This window comes from Sphingopyxis panaciterrae, from assembly GCF_011762125.1.
GTDB classification, from domain to species: Bacteria; Pseudomonadota; Alphaproteobacteria; order Sphingomonadales; family Sphingomonadaceae; genus Sphingopyxis; species Sphingopyxis panaciterrae.
Window position 1 is genome coordinate 388347 of the sequence record NZ_JAASQN010000001.1, and the last position, 20489, is coordinate 408835.

Annotated in this window: 14 protein-coding genes and 1 pseudogene; 7 read left to right on the top strand and 8 right to left on the bottom strand. The window is 65.7% G+C overall.

From position 1 onward, the window contains the following. Positions 1 to 232: 232 nt before the first annotated feature. Positions 233 to 2422 carry a catalase/peroxidase HPI gene (katG, locus tag FHR22_RS01740; RefSeq protein WP_166938289.1) on the top strand — a complete coding sequence of 730 codons (2190 nt, stop codon included), beginning with the start codon at positions 233 to 235 and terminating at the stop codon, positions 2420 to 2422. A gap of 116 nt (positions 2423 to 2538) precedes the next feature. Here the strand turns inward: katG and FHR22_RS01745 are convergent, their stop codons facing one another. Further along, positions 2539 to 4173 (bottom strand): DHA2 family efflux MFS transporter permease subunit, encoded by a 1635-nt coding sequence (locus tag FHR22_RS01745; RefSeq protein ID WP_208417441.1) that lies wholly within the window; start codon positions 4171 to 4173, stop codon positions 2539 to 2541. A 55-nt stretch (positions 4174 to 4228) separates the two neighbouring features. Between FHR22_RS01745 and FHR22_RS01750 the strand changes: the two genes are divergently transcribed. The 3 genes from FHR22_RS01750 to FHR22_RS01760 are packed head-to-tail and all read left to right on the top strand — an operon-like array spanning position 4229 to position 6341. After that, entirely contained in the window at positions 4229 to 4822 is a 594-nt protein-coding gene (locus tag FHR22_RS01750; protein WP_166938291.1) for a TetR family transcriptional regulator, read from the top strand. Further along, positions 4819 to 5235, top strand: a complete 417-nt coding sequence (locus FHR22_RS01755) for a PaaI family thioesterase (protein WP_166938293.1) — start codon at positions 4819 to 4821, stop codon at positions 5233 to 5235. Before FHR22_RS01750 ends, FHR22_RS01755 begins: the two co-directional genes overlap by 4 nt. Continuing rightward, on the top strand, positions 5232 to 6341 hold the full coding sequence (locus FHR22_RS01760; RefSeq protein WP_341786529.1) for an HlyD family secretion protein: 1110 nt from the start codon (positions 5232 to 5234) through the stop codon (positions 6339 to 6341). Before FHR22_RS01755 ends, FHR22_RS01760 begins: the two co-directional genes overlap by 4 nt. A 319-nt stretch (positions 6342 to 6660) precedes the next feature. On the opposite strand, the gene FHR22_RS01765 is transcribed toward FHR22_RS01760, so the two are convergent. From FHR22_RS01765 to FHR22_RS01795, 7 genes are all read right to left on the bottom strand, one after another. Continuing rightward, entirely contained in the window at positions 6661 to 8466 is a 1806-nt protein-coding gene (locus FHR22_RS01765; protein WP_166938295.1) for a CocE/NonD family hydrolase, read from the bottom strand. Between the two features lie 265 nt (positions 8467 to 8731). After that, a complete protein-coding gene (locus FHR22_RS01770; protein ID WP_166938297.1) occupies positions 8732 to 9139 on the bottom strand; it encodes an RcnB family protein in 408 nt (135 codons plus the stop codon). 66 nt (positions 9140 to 9205) lie between these two features. Further along, positions 9206 to 9859 (bottom strand): outer membrane protein, encoded by a 654-nt coding sequence (locus FHR22_RS01775; protein ID WP_166938299.1) that lies wholly within the window; start codon positions 9857 to 9859, stop codon positions 9206 to 9208. Positions 9860 to 9931: 72 nt separating this feature from the next. Beyond that, positions 9932 to 10225, bottom strand: a complete 294-nt coding sequence (locus FHR22_RS01780) for a hypothetical protein (RefSeq protein WP_166938301.1) — start codon at positions 10223 to 10225, stop codon at positions 9932 to 9934. Positions 10226 to 10435: 210 nt separating this feature from the next. Then, on the bottom strand, positions 10436 to 12793 hold the full coding sequence (locus FHR22_RS01785) for a TonB-dependent receptor domain-containing protein (protein ID WP_166938303.1): 2358 nt from the start codon (positions 12791 to 12793) through the stop codon (positions 10436 to 10438). Further along, a complete protein-coding gene (locus FHR22_RS01790; RefSeq protein WP_166938305.1) occupies positions 12780 to 13745 on the bottom strand; it encodes a FecR family protein in 966 nt (321 codons plus the stop codon). Before FHR22_RS01790 ends, FHR22_RS01785 begins: the two co-directional genes overlap by 14 nt. Beyond that, positions 13735 to 14301, bottom strand: coding sequence for an RNA polymerase sigma factor (locus FHR22_RS01795; RefSeq protein ID WP_208417442.1), 567 nt, complete (start codon positions 14299 to 14301; stop codon positions 13735 to 13737). The genes FHR22_RS01790 and FHR22_RS01795 overlap by 11 nt, the downstream gene beginning before the upstream one ends. Before the next feature lie 846 nt (positions 14302 to 15147). On the opposite strand from FHR22_RS01795, the pseudogene FHR22_RS22730 reads away from it, so the two are divergent. The 3 genes and pseudogenes from FHR22_RS22730 to FHR22_RS22620 form a co-directional block, all read left to right on the top strand. Then, positions 15148 to 15408 (top strand): annotated as a pseudogene (locus tag FHR22_RS22730) (BapA/Bap/LapF family prefix-like domain-containing protein); the annotation flags it as partial. A 166-nt stretch (positions 15409 to 15574) separates the two neighbouring features. After that, complete coding sequence (locus tag FHR22_RS22615) at positions 15575 to 17695, top strand: hypothetical protein (RefSeq protein ID WP_341786530.1); 2121 nt, start codon at positions 15575 to 15577, stop codon at positions 17693 to 17695. Further along, the gene (locus tag FHR22_RS22620; protein ID WP_166937677.1) at positions 17692 to 20292 is read left to right on the top strand and encodes a BapA/Bap/LapF family large adhesin; all 2601 of its coding nucleotides are present in this window, start codon (positions 17692 to 17694) and stop codon (positions 20290 to 20292) included. Before FHR22_RS22615 ends, FHR22_RS22620 begins: the two co-directional genes overlap by 4 nt. The last annotated feature ends 197 nt before the right edge of the window (positions 20293 to 20489 follow it).

Sequence of the window (20489 nt, forward strand, 5' to 3'; positions counted from 1 at the left end):
GCCGGCGCGCCCGCGTTAATAATCGGACCAGTCGATGACTATATTCAGCTTATTCGGTTAGGTCGATGGCGAGGGGCGGCCTATCCTCCCCGGGTTAGTGCGAAAGGATGGTGGCATCGACTCGACACTTGCCAACCCCGAACGGCCTCCGGGTGGCTTGCCTGCCGCCCGCGTCACGCGCCCGTAACCCGGCCGCGTCACATCATCATAAAGCAAAATGAGGAGAGACTGCATGAACGACCCCACCCCCATCGATCCTGCAAAAGGCTGTCCGGTCGGCAAAGACCGGTTTCGCGGCCTGCTCGGGCGCACGAACAAGGACTGGTGGCCCGATGCGCTGCCGCTCGAAATCCTGCATCAGGGCGGTGTTTCGCCCGATCCGATGGGTGAGGATTTCGACTATGCCGCGGCGTTCAAGTCGATCGATTATGCCGCGCTCAAGGCCGACATCACGGCGCTGATGACCGACAGCAAGTCGTGGTGGCCGGCCGACTATGGCCATTATGGCCCCTTCTTCATCCGCATGGCGTGGCACGCCGCCGGCACCTATCGTACCGCCGATGGCCGCGGCGGCGCCAATAGCGGGCAGCAGCGCTTCGCCCCGCTCAACAGCTGGCCCGACAATGGCAACCTCGACAAGGCGCGGCGCCTGCTGTGGCCGATCAAGCAGAAATACGGCAGCAAGATCAGCTGGGCCGACCTGTTCATCCTGACCGGCAATGTCGCGATCGAATCGATGGGCGGTCCGGTGTTTGGCTTCGGCGGCGGCCGCAAGGACGTCTATGAGGCCGAGCGCGACATTTACTGGGGCGCCGAGGATCTGTGGGTCAGCGAAGGCGTCCAGACGCGCATCGACGTCGAAAAGCAACTCGACCTCGAAAACCCGCTCGCGGCGATCCAGATGGGGCTGATCTACGTCAATCCCGAAGGTCCGGGCGGCAATCCCGACCCGCTGCTGTCGGCGCGCGACATCAAGGTGACCTTCGAACGCATGGCGATGAGCCATGAGGAAACGGTGGCGCTGACCGCCGGCGGCCACACCTTTGGCAAGGCGCATGGCGCAGGCGACGCCAGCCTGGTCGGCGAATCCCCCGAAGGCGCCGACATAGCGCTGCAGGGGCTCGGCTGGACCAGTACGTTCGAGACCGGCGTCGGCGCGCATGCGATCACCAGCGGGCTCGAAGGCGCGTGGGTCAACACCCCCACCGAATGGTCGGAGAATTTCTTCCGCCTGCTCCTCGACTATGACTATGAACTGGTGAAATCGCCCGCGGGTGCGCAGCAGTGGCAGCCGGTGAACCAGAAAGAAGAGGACATGGCCCCCGATGCCCATAATCCGGGCAAGAAGGTGCCGACGATGATGACCACCGCCGACATGGCGCTGAAGGTCGATCCCGAGTTCCGCAAGATTTCGGAGAAGTTCCGGAATGACCATGAAGCGTTCAAGGATGCCTTCGCGCGCGCCTGGTTCAAGCTGTGCCACCGCGACATGGGGCCCAAGGTCCGCTACCTCGGTCCCGAAGTGCCCGCCGAAGACCTGATCTGGCAGGATCCGGTTCCGGCCGGTTCGAAGCCCTCCGACGGCGATGTCGCATCGTTCAAGAGCGCGATCCTCGCCTCGGGGCTCAGCGTCGGCGAATTGGTCAAGGCGGCCTGGGCCTCGGCCTCGACCTTCCGCAAGTCGGACTTCCGCGGCGGCGCCAATGGTGCGCGCGTCGCGCTGGCGCCGCAAAAGGGCTGGGCGGTCAATGATCCGGCCGAGCTGTCGAAAGTGCTCGGCAAGATCAACGAACTGCGCGGCAATCTGTCGCTCGCCGATGCGATCGTCCTTGCCGGTTCGGCGGCGGTCGAAAAGGCGGCGAAGGATGCGGGCTTCAACGTCACCGTGCCCTTCACCGGCGGCCGCGGCGATGCGACGGCGGAAGGAACCGACGCCGACAGCTTCGATGTGATGGAGCCGAAGGCCGACGCCTTCCGCAACTATCTCGCCACCAAGCATAGCGTGCGGACCGAGGAACTGATGCTCGACCGCGCCTCGCTGCTCGGCCTGTCGGTGCCCGAACTGACCGTGCTCGTCGGCGGCCTTCGCGTCCTTGGCGCGAACGCGGGCGGCAGCAAGCATGGCGTGTTCACAACCCGTGTCGGCCAGCTGACCAATGATTTCTTCGTCAACCTGCTCGACATGGACACCCTCTGGGAAGTCGTCGACACCAGCGCCGACGAGGAGTTCATCGGTTACGACCGCGGCGGGCGCACCGAGCGCTGGCGCGCCACGCGCACCGACCTGATCTTCGGTTCGAACTCGCAATTGCGCGCGACCGCCGAAGTCTATGCCGAGAAGGGCCATGAGGAGAAGTTCGCGCGCGACTTCGTCAAGGCCTGGACCAAGGTGATGAACGCCGACCGTTTCGACCTCGCCTGATCTTCGGCCGCCGCTGCCCGCGCATCATGCCGCGGGGGCAGCGGCGCCGCACAAGACGACGGGTCGCGGGCCCGCCCCCGGGGACATGGGCCTGGGGGCGGGTCCTTGTTTTTGGATCAATGCGCGTCCGCCGGCGCCGGCCCGCCGATCGGCGGCGGCTTGCAGAAAGGCACCATGACCAGCGCCGCCAGGAACAGATAGGCCATCAGGCGGAACACATCGTCGAACGCCAGCGTCAGCGCTTCGCGCCCGACGATCCGGCCCAGCATGCCCTCCGCCATCTGCTGCGCCAGCGCGGGGTCGGACACGGTGCGCCCGATATGCTGCGCCAGCCCCGCCGCCGCCTCGTTCGCGGCGTCGGCCGAGCGGCCGAGCGCTTCCGACAACCGCAGCATATGGAGGCGCAGGTTGTCGCCGAGCCAGGTGTTGACGAGCGCGATGCCGATCGCGCCGCCGAGGTTGCGCATCAGGTTGAACAGCCCCGAGGCGTAACGCAATTCGGGTCCCTCGAAATTGCCCAGCGCCAGCCCGACCGACGGCACGATGCACAGCATGATCGCGAAACTACGCACGACCTGCGGCCAGAACAAGGCGGCAAAGCCCCATTCGGGGGTCATGAAGCTGAACATCCACAGGCCGACCGCGAACAGGCTGAGCCCGAAGGTGATGACGATGCGCTGGTCGACCTTTTGCGACAGCGCTGCGGCGATCGGCACCCCCAAGAGCTGCGCGAGGCCCGAGACGAACACCGTCGTGCCGATTTCGGCGGCATTATAACCCTGCACCCGGCCAAGGAAGATCGGCACCAGATAGGTGCTGGCATAAAGGCCGAAGCCGATCACCAGGTTGAACACGCAGGCAAAGACAAAGGTCGGTTTGCGGAACGGCGTCAGCTTGACGATCGGTCCCTCCGATCGAAACGAGCGTTCGAGGAACAGCCCGAAGGCGACGAACGACAGCCAGGCGCCGATTGCGATTTCGGGCTCGCTGAACCAGTCGTGCTTCGGCCCTTCCTCGAGCACGAATTCGAGCCCGGCGAGGAACACCGCCATCGACGCCAGATGCACCCAGTCGATGCGCCGCAGCATCGGCAGGTTCGGCCGGTCGATCCGCACCAGCGCGAGGACCGCGAACGTCACTATCGCGCCGGGCAAGACGTTGATGAAAAAGACCCAGCGCCAGCCCATCGCATCGGTGATCCAGCCGCCGACCGTCGGGCCCAATGTCGGCGCGAGCACCGACACCATGCCGAGGATGGCGGGGATCATCGCGCGCTGCTTGCCCTCGAACAGCATATAGCCGGTCGCGAACACGGTGGGGATCATCGCGCCGCCGACGAAACCCTGCACGGCGCGGAACAGAATCATCGATTCGATGCTCCACGCGAGCCCGCAGAATATGCTCGCGATCGTGAACAGCGCCGCCGACGCCGCGAACAGCCAGCGCGTCGACAGCGCCTGCGCAAGGAAGGCCGAAAAGGGGATCATCACCAGCTCGGCCATCAGATAGGCGGTCTGCACCCAGCTGATCTCGTCGGGGCCGGCGCTGAGCCCCGCCTGCACCTCGTTCAGCGATGCGGCGACGATCTGGATATCGATCAGCGCCATGAACTGGCCGAACGCCATCACCGCAAAGATCAGATATTTCCGGGCATCGGGCATCGCCGCCGGGTCGAACGGCGCGCCGTCGTCGGGTGAGGCGGGCGAGGCGGGGGCGGCGCTGGCGCCGGGAGAAAGCGGAATGGAGGCCATGGGTCTTGTGTCCTGTCGTCTTTATATTATATGCGTCATATAAAAGGAGACGCAAGTGCGCTATGCAAGTGACCACAAGGCCGAGACACGCGAACGGGTGCTGAAAGAGGCGGCGAAGGAGATCCGTGCCAAGGGGCCCGACAATGTCGCGGTCGCGGGCATCATGGCGCGCGCCGGGCTGACCCACGGCGGTTTCTACGCCCATTTCCCCTCGAAGGACGCGCTGGTGAAGGAAGCGATCGGGACGATGTTCGCCGACGCCCGCGCGCGCACCGAAAAAATCGATGCGAAGGGCGATCCGCGCGCGGTGCTGCGCACCTATGTCGATTTCTACCTCTCGCCCGCGCATCGCGACAGCCGCGACCGGGGGTGCCCGCTGCCGACGCTGTCGGGGGATTTCGCGCGCGCGCAGCCCGCGACGCGCGACCGCTTCGGCGCGGGGGTCGAAGGAATCGCCGGCCGGCTCGCGGCGCCGCTGGCGAAGCTCGGTTATCCCGATCCGGGGGCCGAGGCGCATGCCTTGCTGGCGCAACTCGTCGGCGGCGTCGCGCTGGCGCGCGCGGTCGGCGATCCGGCGCTGTCCGACGCGATGCTCGCCGACACGCACGCCAGCATCGCCCGGCGCTATGGACTGGAGACGGCGCAATGACGCTCGCCAAGATACAGGGGCTGATCGCATCCGGGGGGCGCCCGCCGATCGGTGAGACGCTGGGCTTTCAGCTTGTCGATGCCGGCGACGGCTGGGCGGCGTTCGAGGGGGTTCCGGGCCCCGAACATTATAATCCGATGGGCACGGTGCACGGCGGCTATGCCGCGACCTTGCTCGATTCCGCCTGCGGCATCGCGGTGGTGACCAAGCTCGCCGACGATCAGGCGATGACGACGCTCGAACTCAAGACCTCCTACCTCAAGGCGATGACCGGAAAGACCGGCAAGGTGCGCGCCGAAGGGCGGGTGATCTCGATCGGCCGCCGCGTCGCCTATACCGAGGCGAGCCTGACCGACGAGGCGGGGCGGCTGCTCGCCACCGCGACCTCGACCTTGCTGGTGATCAACCCGTGAACGCGCCGGTGACGATCGAGGTCGAGGCGCCGGTGCGCCGCGGCGTCGCGATACCGAAAAAGGCGTGGCAGGTCGGGCTGATCACGCTCGCCGTCGCGATGCTCGGCATCTGGTGGCTCACTTCGCCGCGCACCGCGGAATCGACCGACAACGCCTATCTGCAGGCCGACGCGAGCGAGGTCGCGCCGCGCGTCGGCGGGCTCGTGACCGCGGTGCTGGTGCGCGACAATCAGGCGGTGCGGGCGGGCGATCCGCTGGTTCGCATCGATGTCCGCGATTATGATACGCGGCTGCTGGCGGCCGAGGCCGCCGTGGCCGATGCCGATGCGCAGGTCGCAACCGCCCGCGCGACGCTCGCCTCGCTGGGCGCCGAACAAAAGCTCGCGGCGGCGCAGATCCGCTCGGTGAACACGCAGATCGCCGCCGCCGACGCCGAATATTCGCGCGCCACCGCGGACCGGCGCCGCTATAATGCGCTGCTTGCCGACGGTTTCGTGACCAGGCGCGATGCCGAACAAGTATCGGCGACCGCGGTCGGCGCGGCGTCGGCGGCGCAGCGCTCGCGCGCCGACCTTGGCGCCAGCGTCGAAGCGGCGGCGGTGACGCGCGCCAAGGGGCCGATCCTGTCGGCGCAGGTGCAGGCGGCCGAGGCCGAAGCGGCAAAGGCGCGCGCCGCGCTCGCGCTCGCCAGGCTCGACCGCGGCCACACGCTCGTCGCCGCGCCGATCGACGGGGTCGTCGGCAACCGCCGCATCCAGGTCGGCGACTATGTCCAGCCGGGATCGCGGCTGCTGTCGGTGGTGCCGGTGAAGGCGATCTATGTCGTCGCCAATTTCAAGGAAACGCAGACGCGCGAGATGCGCCCGGGGCAAAATGCCGACGTCTATGTCGACGCGCTGGGGCAGACGCTGCACGGGACGGTCGAAAGCCTCGCGCCGGGGTCGGGCAGCGAGTTTACCTTGCTGCCGTTCGAACCGGGATCGGGCAATTTTACCAAGATCGTCCAGCGCGTCGGGGTGCGGATCCGCCTCGACCCCGGGCAGGCGGCGCTGCAAAGGCTGCGCCCCGGGCTGTCGGTGACTGCGAAGGTACGCCTTCGCGGCTAGGGTGTGCCCGATTTGGCAAGCATAGTGCGACCGCCCTTATCGTCACCCCGGACTTGATCCGGGGTCCCGCTAGAACATGGCCTTCTGCCCCCGAATCGTCATCCCGGCGAAGGCCGGGATCTCGACTTTGCATGGAGAACGCTACGGTGAGATCCCGGCCTTCGCCGGGATGACGAGAATGAGGGGGGCGTGCCCCATTCGACTGATCATGCTCAAACGATTGGAAAAAGCGGGACCCCGGATCAAGTCCGGGGTGACGATGGTTTTTGAGGGGGCGACGACGGCCTTTGCAGATGATCCCGACCCCCGGCCGGCACCGTCAGCTATTCGGCTGCCCGATCGGGATCGTCAGCGCGCTGGGGTGCGCGGCGTCGTGATAGAGGCTGACGGTGACGGTCCGCGCATCGGCCATCGTTTCGTCCGCCACCGGCTTGCCGCTGTTGTAATTTTTCTGCCAGCCAAGCCCTTCGTTGGCGCGGAGCACCAGCCGCAGCCGGTGATCCTTGCGGATCAGCCGCGAGACGAAAAAGAAGCGGTCGAAGTCGTAACGCAGCGGCGCCTTGGTATCGATCAGCTTTTCGGTGCGCAGCCCTTCGCGATAGCGTGCGCGCATATGCTGTTCGGTCAGGAACATGCTCGATCCGTCGGGACCGATGTCATAGATTTGAACGAGGAAGTCGGTGTCGGGCTGGTCGATCGCGATCCAGGCGGCGAATTTGAAGAAGCCGCTGACCTCGGTATCCTGTTCGAACGGGTCGCTGTGATAGATGAGCTTGCCGCCCGCCCGTGCCAGCACCATCGTCTGGTCGAGCAGATGCGACTGGGTCAGCGTCGCTTCGAGTTTCGGGACGCTGAGGTCGCGGGGATCGTAGACATAATGATCGGGCTCGGCCTTGCGTGCTGGCTTGGGGCCCATTGTTCCCGACCGATAGACGCTGTCGGCATTGCCCGATGACTGCAGATGCAGCGTCTCGTGGCGCGCCGTGACGCCCTCGAGCGTGTCGGCGTAGCGCCATTCGTCGGCCACCATGACGTAGTAGGTGACCTTCTTCTGAAGGAACTCGGGCTTCGGCCCCCCCTCCATCGCGAAGGCGAACCATTCGCGGTGCAGCTTCGGCATGTCGATGACGCTGTCGGGGCCGACCTTGATCCCGAAAAATTCGGCCTTGGGCTTGCGGACCTCCAGATGGCCCCACGGGCCGATCACCAGATAATGCTGCGCCTTCGCCCCGGCCTGTTGCAGATGCTGGCGATGGAATTCGAGCGTGCCGAGCTGGTCGCCGTCATAGGCGCCGCACAGCGACAGCACGGGAATGGTCAGCTTGGCGAATTGTTCGGGGGTCGGATTGGCCTGATCCCAATATTCATCCTGGTGCGGATGCTCCATCCATTCGTCGAACGGTTTGGAATCGAGCCCGAAATATTGGGTCAGCTTGCGGAAGGGCAGGCCCGATTCCAGAAAGCGCAGAAACTCCTTCGACCAATATTCGCCGTCCTGATAGGCGATGATGCGCCCGGTATTGCCCCACACGCGGGTCAGCCAGGTCGCTGCGAAGTTGAAGAAGATATTGTAACGGATCGGGAAATCGAACCCGATATAGGCGGGCGCCGACGGCACGATCGTCGCCAGGCCGGCGGGATCGCCGCGCACGGTCCCCCATTGCGTATAGCCGACATAGGACAGGCCGCACATGCCGACCTTGCCGTTGCAGAAGGGCTGTTTGGCGATCCAGTCGACGATGTCGCGCCCGTCGCCGGGGTCGGTGACGAAGGGGCTGAACTCGCCCCCGGACTCGCCGCGGCCGCGCATGTCGACCGACAGATAGGGATAGCCGTTCGCCGAGAATGACACGCCCTCGGGATGATAGCCGTCGGCGGTATAGGGTGTGAGCGAGAAGATGGTCGGCCGCGCCGCCTGCAGCCCCCGCGGCAGATAGAGCGTCGCGCTGAGCTCCACGCCGTCGCGCATCGGGATTTTGATCCCGTACCGGACCTGCGGGGAAAATTCGGGTTCGGGCGGTCCGGCGGTGCCGTCGCCTGCTTTTGCCAGCGCCGCTTGCGCTTCGGCGGTGGATGCCACGGCAAAGGCGGATGCTGCGGCTAGAAGATATTCCCGACGGTTCACGCCATCCTCCTCCTCGATGGCGATTTCGTATATGATCTTCGTTGGCTTGCCTAGGCCTTTGGGTCGCCATTATCCGCAGAAAACAGCCATTTTTTCTGGGTCTCTGGCTTAGTTTTGATGGGGCGCTGCTGGCGATTCAGCCATGAAAAGGCCTGCGGAGCCGGGCGCTCAGGGCGCGGAGCTCCGCAGGCCATCGGGGCGGGCGGTTCCGGAACGAGGCGGGGAGGGAGGGGGGGTACGCCAGGTCCCGGCTGTGCCGCACCGATCAGCGGATCGCGTTGGCGACCACCGCGGCGACGATCCCCGATGTAATCGCGATCAGGACGGCGTCGTTCCCCGAACGGACATAATGATAGCCGCGCGGCGGCGGCCGCAAGCCGCGATAGCGGCGATAGTCGATCGTCTGATAGTCGCGCGCATAGCGGCGGTCGAAGCGATCGCCGCGGCGCCATTTGCGCCATTCGACCTGCCGGGCATGGCGCCGGCCGTCGTAACGATCGCGATCATGGCGGTCGCGGTCGTAACGATCGCGGTGGTCGCGGTCCCGGTCATGGCGATCGGACCGATGATCGCGCGAATCCCAGCGCCGGTCGTCGCGATGATCGCGCGCCTGCGCCGCTGCGGCGGGCAGCATCGCCGCCAGACACAGCGCAATCGTGGCAATTCTTTTCATAAGGGCGTTCCTGACAGGGAAGAGCCCGGCGCGGCGGGAGGTGTCGTCCCGCCGCGCCGCGACCGCTTAGAAACGGAAGCCGACGCCGGCGACGATCTGGTGCCGGTCGGTATCGACCTCGAACCGGTTGGTCGTGCCGCCGTCGCGGAATTCGAAATCGGCGTCGGTGTAGTTCGAATAGCGATATTCGACCTTCGCATAGCTGTTGCTGCCGATCGCATGTTCGACGCCGGCACCCAGGCGCCAGCCGTCGAGGCGGAATTTTTCCTTGCGGTCGATATCGCCGTTCGAGGTCAGCACGTTGAGATGCGCGTTGGTGTAGCCGCCCTTGGCATAGATCAGGGTCCCGGCGCCCGCCGCGAAGCCGACGCGCGCGCCGACATAGAGGTCGCGGCCCGGCGCGACCTTGCCATAGCCGAAGAAGTTCGGATCATTGCGATCGGACTTGGTCTTGCCGGTCGAATTGCTCCATTCGCCCTCGACACCGACGACGATGCGGCCGAGCGCGAGGTCGTAACCGGCATCGACGCCATAGAGGAAGCCTTCGGTGCTCTGATCGTCGCCATCGACGTCCGAATCCTCGGTGCTGCCCGGGCGGATGATGTCGAGCCCGCCGATCACCCCGACGCGCAGGCCGCTCGGTGCGTCCTGTGCCATGGCGGGGGTGGCAAACGCCGTCGCCGACGCGGCGAGCAGCAGGGATGTGATCATCTTACGCATTATATATATACTCCATCATTGGAATTACCGGTGGCCGCGCATAGCGTGCGCACCATATTTGGGGAGGGGAGATCAGTTGCGGACCGAGCGGCGGCGGCCGCGGTCGTCGACCCAGTAGCGGCCGCCGTTGCGGTCGCGGTAGACTTCGCGCTTGCGGCCATCCTGCGTGATGACGCCGATCGCGGCGCCGCCCGCAGCGCCGATCGCCGCGCCTTCGGCAAGGTCGCCGCCGGTGATCGCGCTGACCGCTGCGCCGCCCGCGGCGCCGATGAGCGCCCCGCGCACCGCGGCGCGCCGGTCGGCGTTGCTTGCGCAGCCGGCGACCGCGAGCGCGAGCACCGGGGCGAGAATCCATTTATTCGTCATATGTCCTCCGTAGACATGATCCAGTAAAGCGGCCCATCCCCGGCCCTGGCCTTGCAGATGAACCCGCCTGAACGACGCGCGCCGGTTGATCCGGCACGCCGTCTTTCACGCATAGGACACCGCCGGTCGCGGCAACCCCCACCAGAAATTTCGAAAGCGCCGGATTTTACGCAAATTCGCCGCGCGGCGGCGCGCGGAAACGCCCGATCGTCAGAAGGTCAGGTCGATCCCCAGCCGCAAGGTGCGCGGCCGCAGCGGCGTCGTCTGGTCGCGGCGAACGACCGAGAAGGGGTTGCCGAAAGCAAAGGTATTGCCCCTGGCGTTCGCGGCATTGTCGAGATTGAGCGACAGGATCGCGCGGCCGAAATCGAGCCCGACGCCGATGTCGATCGCGGCATATCCGCCCTGCGGGATATCGAGCGCCGACCCGACGCCCAGCCGCGACCGCCCGACGTAACGCGCCGACGCCCGGGCGTTCATCGTCAACCCGGGTCCCAGTTCATGTTGCCAGTCGGCCGCCAGCCGTCCGCCGGCCCCGGCGACGTTGGGAAGCGGCTGGCCATCGCCCGCCGGCACGGCTTCGCTGGCGGCGAGGCGGCTGCTGTTGACGAAGGCCGCGGCGGTCAGGACGAAGGCGGCCGTCGGGCGCCAGCGCAGTTCGGCGTCGACACCGAAGATCCGCCCATTGCCGACATTCGCCGTATAGGGGAGGCCGGAGACGTCGATCAGGTCGGCCTGCATATTATGCCAGATGTTGCGGAACAGCGCGGCGCGGAACGACAGCTTGCTGCGGTCGGTCCGGCCGATGCGGATGCCGAGTTCGTACATGTCGAGCGTATCGGGGCGATAGGTTTGCGCGACGAGGCCGATCAGCGTCGGATAGGCGGTCAGCCCGCCGGCCCGGAAACCCTGGTCATGGCGCAGGAAGGCGGAGAATGCGCCGCCCGGTTGCCAATCGAGCGCGACGGTGCGCGAAAAGCGCGCGCCGTCGCGATAGGATGCGGGGATATCGTCGACGACGGGATCGCGGACGAAGCTTTCGGTCCGCGCATAGGTCAGGCGCCCGCCGACGGTCAGCGACAGGGTCTGGCTCAGCGGCCGGGTGACCCGGCCATAAAGCGCGGTGTCGATATTGCTGTCGACCGACGCGACCTCGATCAGCGGCACGTCGGTGAAGCCGATCGCTTGCGAAACAAGGCTGTGGCTGTAGATCGCGCTGACCCCGATCACCCAGGGCGCGTCGCGGCTGCCGCCCGAGATACGGCTTTCGTGCGAGAGGATGGAGATTTTGCTCCGTTCCTCATACCAGCTTGGAATTTCGAACAATGCGCTGGCTTCGAAACGGGTTCGCAGATTGTGGCGGACCGCGGCGGTCGTCGAAACCAGTTCGGCGTCGCCGATCGGCTTTTCGGCGCGCAGATAGGCAAGCTGGTAGGCGCTGCGGAACGGCTGATCGAGCATCGGCTCGCCGCCTTCGCGCAGCCTATATTGCCCCGCGTCGCTTTCGACGCGTTGCCGGACATGGCCGATGTCGAGCGTCCAGCCATCGATCGCTTCGCCGCGCAGCGCGATCCGGTGGCCGTCGCTGCGCGTCGGATTGATATTGTTCGCGCCATGCGCCGGCGCGTCGATATAGCCCGCCCGCTCGCCGGCGGAGAGGGTGATCCGCGCCCCCCAGCGCCCCTTGGCGATCGGCAGGTTGAGCATCGCATTGCCTTCGCCGCCGAACCCGCCGCCCTGCGTATATTCGATCATCGTCGACGCCGCGCCCGCCGCGCGATCGAGGTCGGGGGTGTTGGGAACGAAGCGGATGATGCCGCCAAGCGAACCTGCGCCATACAGCGGCGCCTGCGGCCCGACGAGCACCTCGACCCGCCGCATGTCGTAAAGGTTCAGCGAGGGGTCGGGGGCATTATAGGTAAGCCGGACATCACCCAGATATTGCCCGGTCGCCGACTGGGTCGGGCCGTTGAAGCTGCTGTCGGCGACACCGCGAATGAAGACCTTTTCTCGCCCGCGCCCAAGGTTGGTCGCAGAAAGCGAGGGGAGGAGGCGCGTGATCGCCGACGTGCCGTCGGTGCCGTTGCGCGTGCTCCAGCCGCCGTCCATCTCGACGACGCTGACCGATCCCGGATAATGGTCGAGCGATCCCTGTCCCTTGATCCCGGTGACGATGATATCTTCGGTCGCCTCGATCACCGGCGGCGGGGTGGCGGGACGGCTCGGCGGACGGGGCGGCCGCGCCTTCACCGGCTTCGCGGCCTTTACCGGCGCCGGGACGATGCGCACCGTCCGCCCGTTCAGGAAACGCGCCTCGGCCCCGGTACCGGCGAGCGCGCGGCGGAGCGCTTCGCGCAGCGGGAAGCGGCCGCGCACGCCCGGTGAACGCCGTCTGGCGAGCTCGGGATCGGTCACCGTCACCGTCGCGCCCGATTGCGCGCCGACCTTGCCCGCGACGTCGCCAAGCGGGCCGGCTGCGATGTCGAAGCTTTGTGCCCGCAGCGGGGCGGCACTTCCCAGGCTGATCACGACCGCGGTAGCGGCGGCCCATCTCTCAATTCGGCGCACTTCGTGACGGTCCCATCACCCAGCCTTGCCCGCTCCGTTCGAGTTTGACGTCGAGCGCGATCGCCAGGCGGCGTAATTCGGCTTCGCCCGAACCCTCGATCTGCACATTGCCCGAAAACAGCCGGCCGGCCAGCGCCGGGTCGACGCGGATCGCGATCCCCTGCGCGCGCGACAGGTCGGCGGCAACGCGCGACAGCGGCGCGCCCGAATACAGATAGCGCCGGTTCTGCCACGAACCCACCGCCTCGACCGGGGTGTCGGACACGGTAACGTCGCCGCCGTTGGTGGCGACCAGCGACTGACCGGCGACGAGCGCGACGGTCTTGCCCGCGGCGCGATATTCGACCTTGCCCTCGGATACGGCGACGCGGATCTGGTCCCTTTCGCGCGTGACGTCGAATATGGTGCCGAGGTCGACGATGCGCACCTCGCCGACCGCAAGGACGAACGGACGCTCGTCGTCGTGACGGACGCGGAACAGCGCCTGTCCCTCGACCAGCGCCGCGGCGCGCGGATTGTCGCGGTCGAGAAGCAGCTTCGTCGCGCCGTTCAACGCGATATCGGTGCCTTCGTCCAGCTGCACCTGGCGGCGTTCGCCCGCCGCGGTCGCTACTTCGTAGCGCGGCGAGGTGAACGACGGCGTCAGCGTCAGCACCGCGGCGATCGAGGCGGCCAGCGCGCCGCCCGTCCACAGCAGGAAGCGGCGGCGCGGCGCGGGCGCGGGCAGAGGCAAGGGATCGACGTCGTTCGCCGGCTGTCCTTCGCCGAGCGCCGCGAGCAACGGGTCGATCCGCTCGTCGAGCGCTTCGACCCGGTCATAGGCCGCGGCGTGACGCGGGTCGGCCGCCATCCAGTCGGCGAATGCCTCCCATGCCGCATCGTCGCCATCGCGCAGCCGGACGTGCCATGCGATTGCGTTCTCGATGATCGGGTCTTGCATCTCAATGCTCATGACGCCCCCTTGCCTGCCTGAGATGCCGCGGAAGCGCATGATCCCCATCCAATAAAAGCTTCGTGCTCGCGATGGCCCCATAAGCGCGCGTCAGATGTTTCTCGACCGCGCTGACGCTGATCCCCAGCGTCGCCGCGATCTGTTTCTGCGCTTCGCCTTCGACCCGGAATTGCAGGAAAACCCACCGCGTCCGTTCGGGAAGCCCGTCGAGCGCCGCGCGCAGGATCGCAATCTGCTCGCGCTGGATCAGCTGCAGCTCGGCGGAGGCGCCGGGATCGATCTCGCGCATCTCCTCGCTGGTGGAATCGACCCAGTCTTCCTCGCGGCGGGTGCGCCTTTGTTCGGTGCGGCGATGGAGCTGGAACTGGTTCGACGCCATTTTGTACAGATAGGCGCGGGGGTCGGCGACGGGTCCGATCGCGTCGGTCGACAGCCGCAGCGAGATTTCCTGCAAAACATCCTCCGCCTCGGCCGCCGACGTCCCGCGCGCGATCAGGAACCGGTGCAGCGCCGGCCTGATCTGCATGAACGTCTGCATCAATCCGCTGCTCGACATGCTTGAATGATCTTCTCGGGAAATGTCGACAGCCTTTAGAGCGTATGTTCGCCTGCGTTACCCGGGCGCTGCGCAAGCGGCCGGGTTGCACATATGGGGACGATGGGAGATCGTCGAAGCTCCCGGCATCGACGCTGGCTACCCGAATCCACGCGGGCACCGGTCCGTATCGCGCCGGCCGCTGTATCGGATAATATGGTCCAGTCAATGAAGACTGCCCCGGCGGGCAGGGATCGCGGCTCGGTTCATTCCGTTTTCGGTGCAAATAGGCGCAGGCGGGCGCTGGCCATTTGCCGCCGCGGTGCGCATGGTGGCGGCGGCCCCGTCTTTCATCCCCCCTCCCTCGGAAGGCGGTGCCATTCTTCGTTCAACCCTCAACCTTGCCCCGCCGTCACCGGCGGGGTTTTTGCTGCGGCGCTCGTTCGCTGTGTGAACTTGCCACGCGGATGCCGGTTTTAGGGCGAATGTCCGCTCCCGGCTGTTAGCGGACGCACAGTCTTTAGCACCTCCCCTGAAGGGGAGGGGCTTGATTAAACAAACGTCCGCTCACCACCCCAATGCGGCCATCGTCCCCGGCCCGCCACCGCCGCCGCTCCATTTCGCCGCCCCGGTTGCCAGTCGCTTGCCGCCGATTTCCCGAGCAATATCGGGAATCTATTCCGAAAACGGAACTGCGGGCGGGTCTTTGTTGCAGCTTATTTTTTGTGCCGATATGCAATCAAATAGAAAATAATATTACGCGATTGCCTGGCGCCACATCTGGCGCCGGAAAGGTCAATGTTACTCGATCTCTAAATAGAGATTTCGGGAACGATGTTATTTGTGTTCGATTGATGGAGGAATATCATGGCAGCGGAAGTTTTCGACAAAGCAACTGCCGAATCCCGTTCCGTTTCTTTAGACGCCATCGATCTGGACAGCCCCAGCGTCGTCCGGCTGCAATTGAGCCGCGCCGACGTCGCTAATCTCGAGCGGCAGGGCGACGACCTTCTTGTCCGCCTGCGTTCGGGCGAAACCATCCGCATCGTCGATTTTTACGTCGCCGGCACCGACGGCGCCACCAGCGACCTGGTGCTGCAGGAACCCGACCACAGCATGTGGCTCGCCCGCCCCGGCGCGGGCCCGCAATTTTATGAAGTGGCGAACTGGGGCGAACTCGTCCCCGGTTCCTCCGTGGCGGCCGAAACCGGCGGCGGCGTCCTCATCCCGGCGCTCGGCCTCCTCGGCGGCGCCGGCCTGATCGCCGCCGTAGCCAGCGGCGGCGGGGGCTCGGATGATACCGACGCAGATGCAGATGCAGATGCAGATGCAGATGCTGATGCAGATGCTGATGCAGATGCAGATGCAGATGCAGATGCTGATGCAGATGCTGATGCTGATGCTGATGCTGATGCTGATGCTGATGCCGACGCCGACGCTGATGCCGATGCTGATGCTGATGCCGATGCAGACGCCGATGCTGACGCTGACGCAGACGCTGATGCCGACGCAGACGCAGACGCAGACGCAGACGCTGATGCCGACGCAGACGCTGATGCCGACGCAGACGCCGATGCCGATGCCGATGCCGATGCCGATGCCGATGCCGATGCCGATGCTGACGCCGACGCTGATGCTGATGCTGACGCAGACGCAGACGCTGATGCAGACGCCGATGCCGACGCAGATGCAGATGCAGATGCCGACGCGGATGCCGACGCAGATGCTGATGCCGATGCAGACGCAGATGCCGATGCAGACGCAGATGCCGATGCAGACGCAGATGCCGACGCCGACGCGGATGCCGATGCAGACGCAGACGCTGATGCCGATGCTGACGCAGATGCCGATGCCGATGCCGACGCAGACGCTGATGCCGACGCGGATGCAGACGCCGATGCGGACGCAGACGCAGATGCTGACGCCGATGCGGACGCAGACGCCGATGCCGACGCAGATGCTGATGCCGATGCCGATGCTGACGCCGACGCGGATGCAGACGCTGATGCTGACGCAGATGCTGACGCCGACGCCGACGCAGATGCTGATGCCGATGCAGACGCAGACGCAGACGCAGACGCTGATGCCGACGCGGATGCAGATGCAGATGCCGATGCGGATGCGGATGCGGATGCGGATGCGGACGCAGATGCAGACGCTGACGCAGATGCGGATGCAGATGCAGATGCTGACGCCGACGCAGACGCTGATGCCGACGCAGACGCTGATGCCGATGCCGACGCGGATGCAGACGCCGATGCGGATGCGGATGCGGATGCAGACGCTGATGCCGACGCTGATGCCGATGCAGATGCCGATGCGGATGCGGATGCGGATGCGGATGCGGATGCAGACGCTGATGCCGACGCTGATGCCGATGCAGATGCCGATGCCGATGCCGATGCCGACGCAGACGCTGATGCCGACGCGGATGCAGACGCCGATGCGGATGCGGATGCGGATGCGGATGCAGATGCTGACGCCGACGCTGATGCCGACGCGGATGCTGATGCCGATGCCGACGCGGATGCAGACGCCGATGCCGATGCGGATGCAGATGCTGACGCTGACGCTGACGCTGACGCAGACGCAGACGCTGATGCCGATGCCGATGCGGATGCAGATGCTGACGCCGACGCCGATGCCGATGCCGACGCAGACGCTGATGCCGACGCGGATGCAGATGCCGATGCGGATGCGGATGCAGATGCTGACGCTGACGCTGACGCAGATGCGGATGCAGATGCAGATGCTGACGCCGACGCCGATGCAGACGCAGACGCAGACGCTGATGCCGACGCAGATGCCGACGCAGACGCCGATGCCGACGCAGACGCTGATGCCGATGCCGACGCGGATGCAGACGCCGATGCCGATGCCGACGCAGACGCTGATGCCGACGCGGATGCAGACGCCGATGCCGATGCGGATGCAGATGCTGACGCTGACGCAGACGCTGATGCCGATGCCGATGCGGATGCAGATGCTGACGCCGACGCCGATGCCGATGCAGACGCTGATGCCGACGCAGATGCCGACGCAGACGCCGATGCCGACGCAGACGCCGATGCCGACGCAGACGCAGACGCCGATGCCGATGCCGATGCAGACGCCGATGCCGATGCCGATGCCGATGCGGATGCGGATGCGGATGCGGATGCAGATGCTGACGCTGACGCTGACGCTGACGCAGATGCTGACGCCGACGCAGACGCAGATGCCGATGCAGACGCAGACGCAGACGCTGATGCCGACGCCGACGCCGATGCCGACGCAGATGCCGACGCAGACGCAGATGCCGACGCCGACGCAGACGCAGACGCAGACGCAGACGCCGACGCCGACGCCGACGCAGACACCGAAGCCCCGGAACCCCCGACCGCCGATGTCGACGACGCCACCGGCACCACGGTGACCGGAACCGGTGAGCCGAATACGACGGTTACCGTCTACGCCCCCGACGGCACCACCGTGCTCGGTACGGGCACCGTGCTGCCCGGCGGCACCTACAGCGTGACGATCCCCGCGCAGACGAACGGCGAGGATCTGACGGTGACGCTCACCGATGCGGCGGGCAATGAATCGGGACCGACGCCGGCCGAAGCGCCCGACCTGACGGCGCCCGATGCGCCGACCGCCGATGTCGACGACGCGACGGGCACGATCGTGACCGGCACCGGCGAACCCGGCGCGACGGTCACCGTCTACGCCCCCGACGGCACCACCGTGCTCGGCACCGATACGGTCCAGCCCGGCGGCACCTATAGCGTGACGATCCCCGCGCAGACGAACGGCGAGGATCTGACGGTGACGCTCACCGATGCGGCGGGCAATGAATCGGGGCCGACGCCGGCCGAGGCGCCTGACCTGACGGCGCCCGATGCGCCGACCGCCGATGTCGATGACGCGACGGGCACGATCGTGACCGGCACCGGCGAGCCCGGCGCGACGGTCACCGTCTACGGCCCCGACGGCACCACCGTGCTCGGCACCGATACGGTCCAGCCCGGCGGCACCTACAGCGTGACGATCCCGGCGCAGACGAACGGCGAGGATCTGACGGTGACGCTGACCGACGCGGCCGGCAATGAATCGGACGGGACGCCGGCCGAGGCGCCCGACCAGTTCGATGCGTTCGACAATAGCGGCAATGCGGGGCTCGACCTTGTCCCGCTGTCGACCAATGTCGACGTCGGCGATGCCAATTATCTGCTGCTGGTTTCGCTACTCGATGTCGACCTCGGGCTCGACGTCGCCGGGCTCCAGCTGCTTGGCATCGAACCGGTGACCTTCAACGTCGAGGCGGGCCATGAACTCGATGCCCTGTTCGAATATGGCGGGCTGCTCGATATCGGGGTCGCGGCGGACTATACGATCATCCTGCAAAAGCTTGTCGATGGCCAATGGGTCAGCATCGACGGCGGGGGCGAGGCGACGCTGCTCGAACTCAACCTGCTCGGTGGTAACCTGTCCGCCTCGCAGAATCTCGATGCGGGCGAATATCGCGCCTTCGTGACCTTCGACGGACTGCTCGGGGCGGGCTTGCTCGGCTCGCTGGACGTGACCGGTGTCGACCATGACTATACGAACATCGTCGACATCGTGGCCGAAACCGCCGCAGGCAATGTGATCACCGATCCCAATGGCTCGGGCGAAATCGACATGGCGCCTCCGGGCACCGTCGTCCACAGCGTCACGGTCAATGGCGTCACCACCCAGGTGACGGCCGACGGGACGGAGGTCGACGGCGAACATGGAACGCTCGTGATCAATCTCGACGGCAGCTATGTCTACACGCCCGACGAGGATGCCGCGAACATCGGCCAGACCGAGACCTTTACCTACACGCTCCAGAATAGCGGGGGCGCGCAGGAAAGTGCGCAGCTGGTCATCGAAATCGGCAGCCCCGACGTGACGGGAGACATCGCCGCGACCGATGACGTGGCGACCGCGGGCGTGCAGTATGAAAATACGGTCGACGTCGTCGATACGCCGCTCTTCTCGCTGACCAACGGCATCGGCATCATCATTCCCAGCACCGATACCGATACGGGCGGCTTTACCGTTGCGCCCGACACGGTTTCGGACATGCAGGTGGTGATCGATACCAGCGAAGGCCTGAACGTCCTGCCAAGCTACACCGTCACGCTTCGCGACGGGGACGGCAATGTCGTCGGCGTTCCGGTGACCGTCACCGCGCTCGCCAATGTGCTGGGGATCGGGGCCGGGGCCATCGTGACCTTCAACGACCTGCCGCCCGACAATTATACCGTCACGGTGACGAGCACCAACACGCTCGGGCTGGGTTATACGTCGGCGGTGTCGGTCCATCAGGAGGTCACCAACCTGACCGAGTTCCAGGTCGATACGGTCAGCGGGATCGACGGCAATCTCCTCGCCAATGACGTGACCGGTTCGAACTTCACCTCGGTGCTGGTCGACAGCGGCGCCGGCTTCGCGGCGATCGGCAATACGCCGGTCACGCTGACCGGGGACTTCGGGACGCTGACGGTCGATGCGGGCGGCAATTATCATTACGAGCCCGATCCGAACCTCGGCTATTTCGATACCGATCAGGTCGATGTCTTCACCTACCAGATCCGGCATCCGAACGGCGACGTCGTCCAGGCCGAACTGTCGGTGACGGTTGATGTCAGCGATCCGGGCGACGTCTCGCCGCTGATGGCTTCGGTCATGTCGTTCGAAACCGGCGATACGATACCGCTCGACGGCTTCGATCCGTCCCACGCCGCCAGTCGCACGGCGCCTGCCGAGGCCGAGACGTTCGTCTATGATCTCTTCGAAGGAAAGGGCGATCTGGTCGAGGTGCTGGAGAATTATCTCGAAAAGAGTAACCTGGATCAGGAAAACAGCAAATCGGAAGAAACTACGCCAAAAGTCAGCGAAACATCCGAAATGGACCAAAATTCCATTCCAGTCGATGATCCTCTCGGTTTCCTGTCGCTAAATCCGGATGACGAACTTCATTCGAATAACCACCCGTTAATCTAATACTTTGAACATGACATCGGGAAGTGTGCTGAAATTTCAGTGCACTTTCCGATGTGTTTTTGTCGATATCCGGGACAAATGTTCGGAGGGTAGATGCCGATTCAGGGGCGGTACGGGCGCAAGGGGCGCGCCCGAACAGGTGGCAGGCTCTTGCTGGCGATAGCCATTTCGCCAGTCCTGTCCGGTGCTGCGGCACC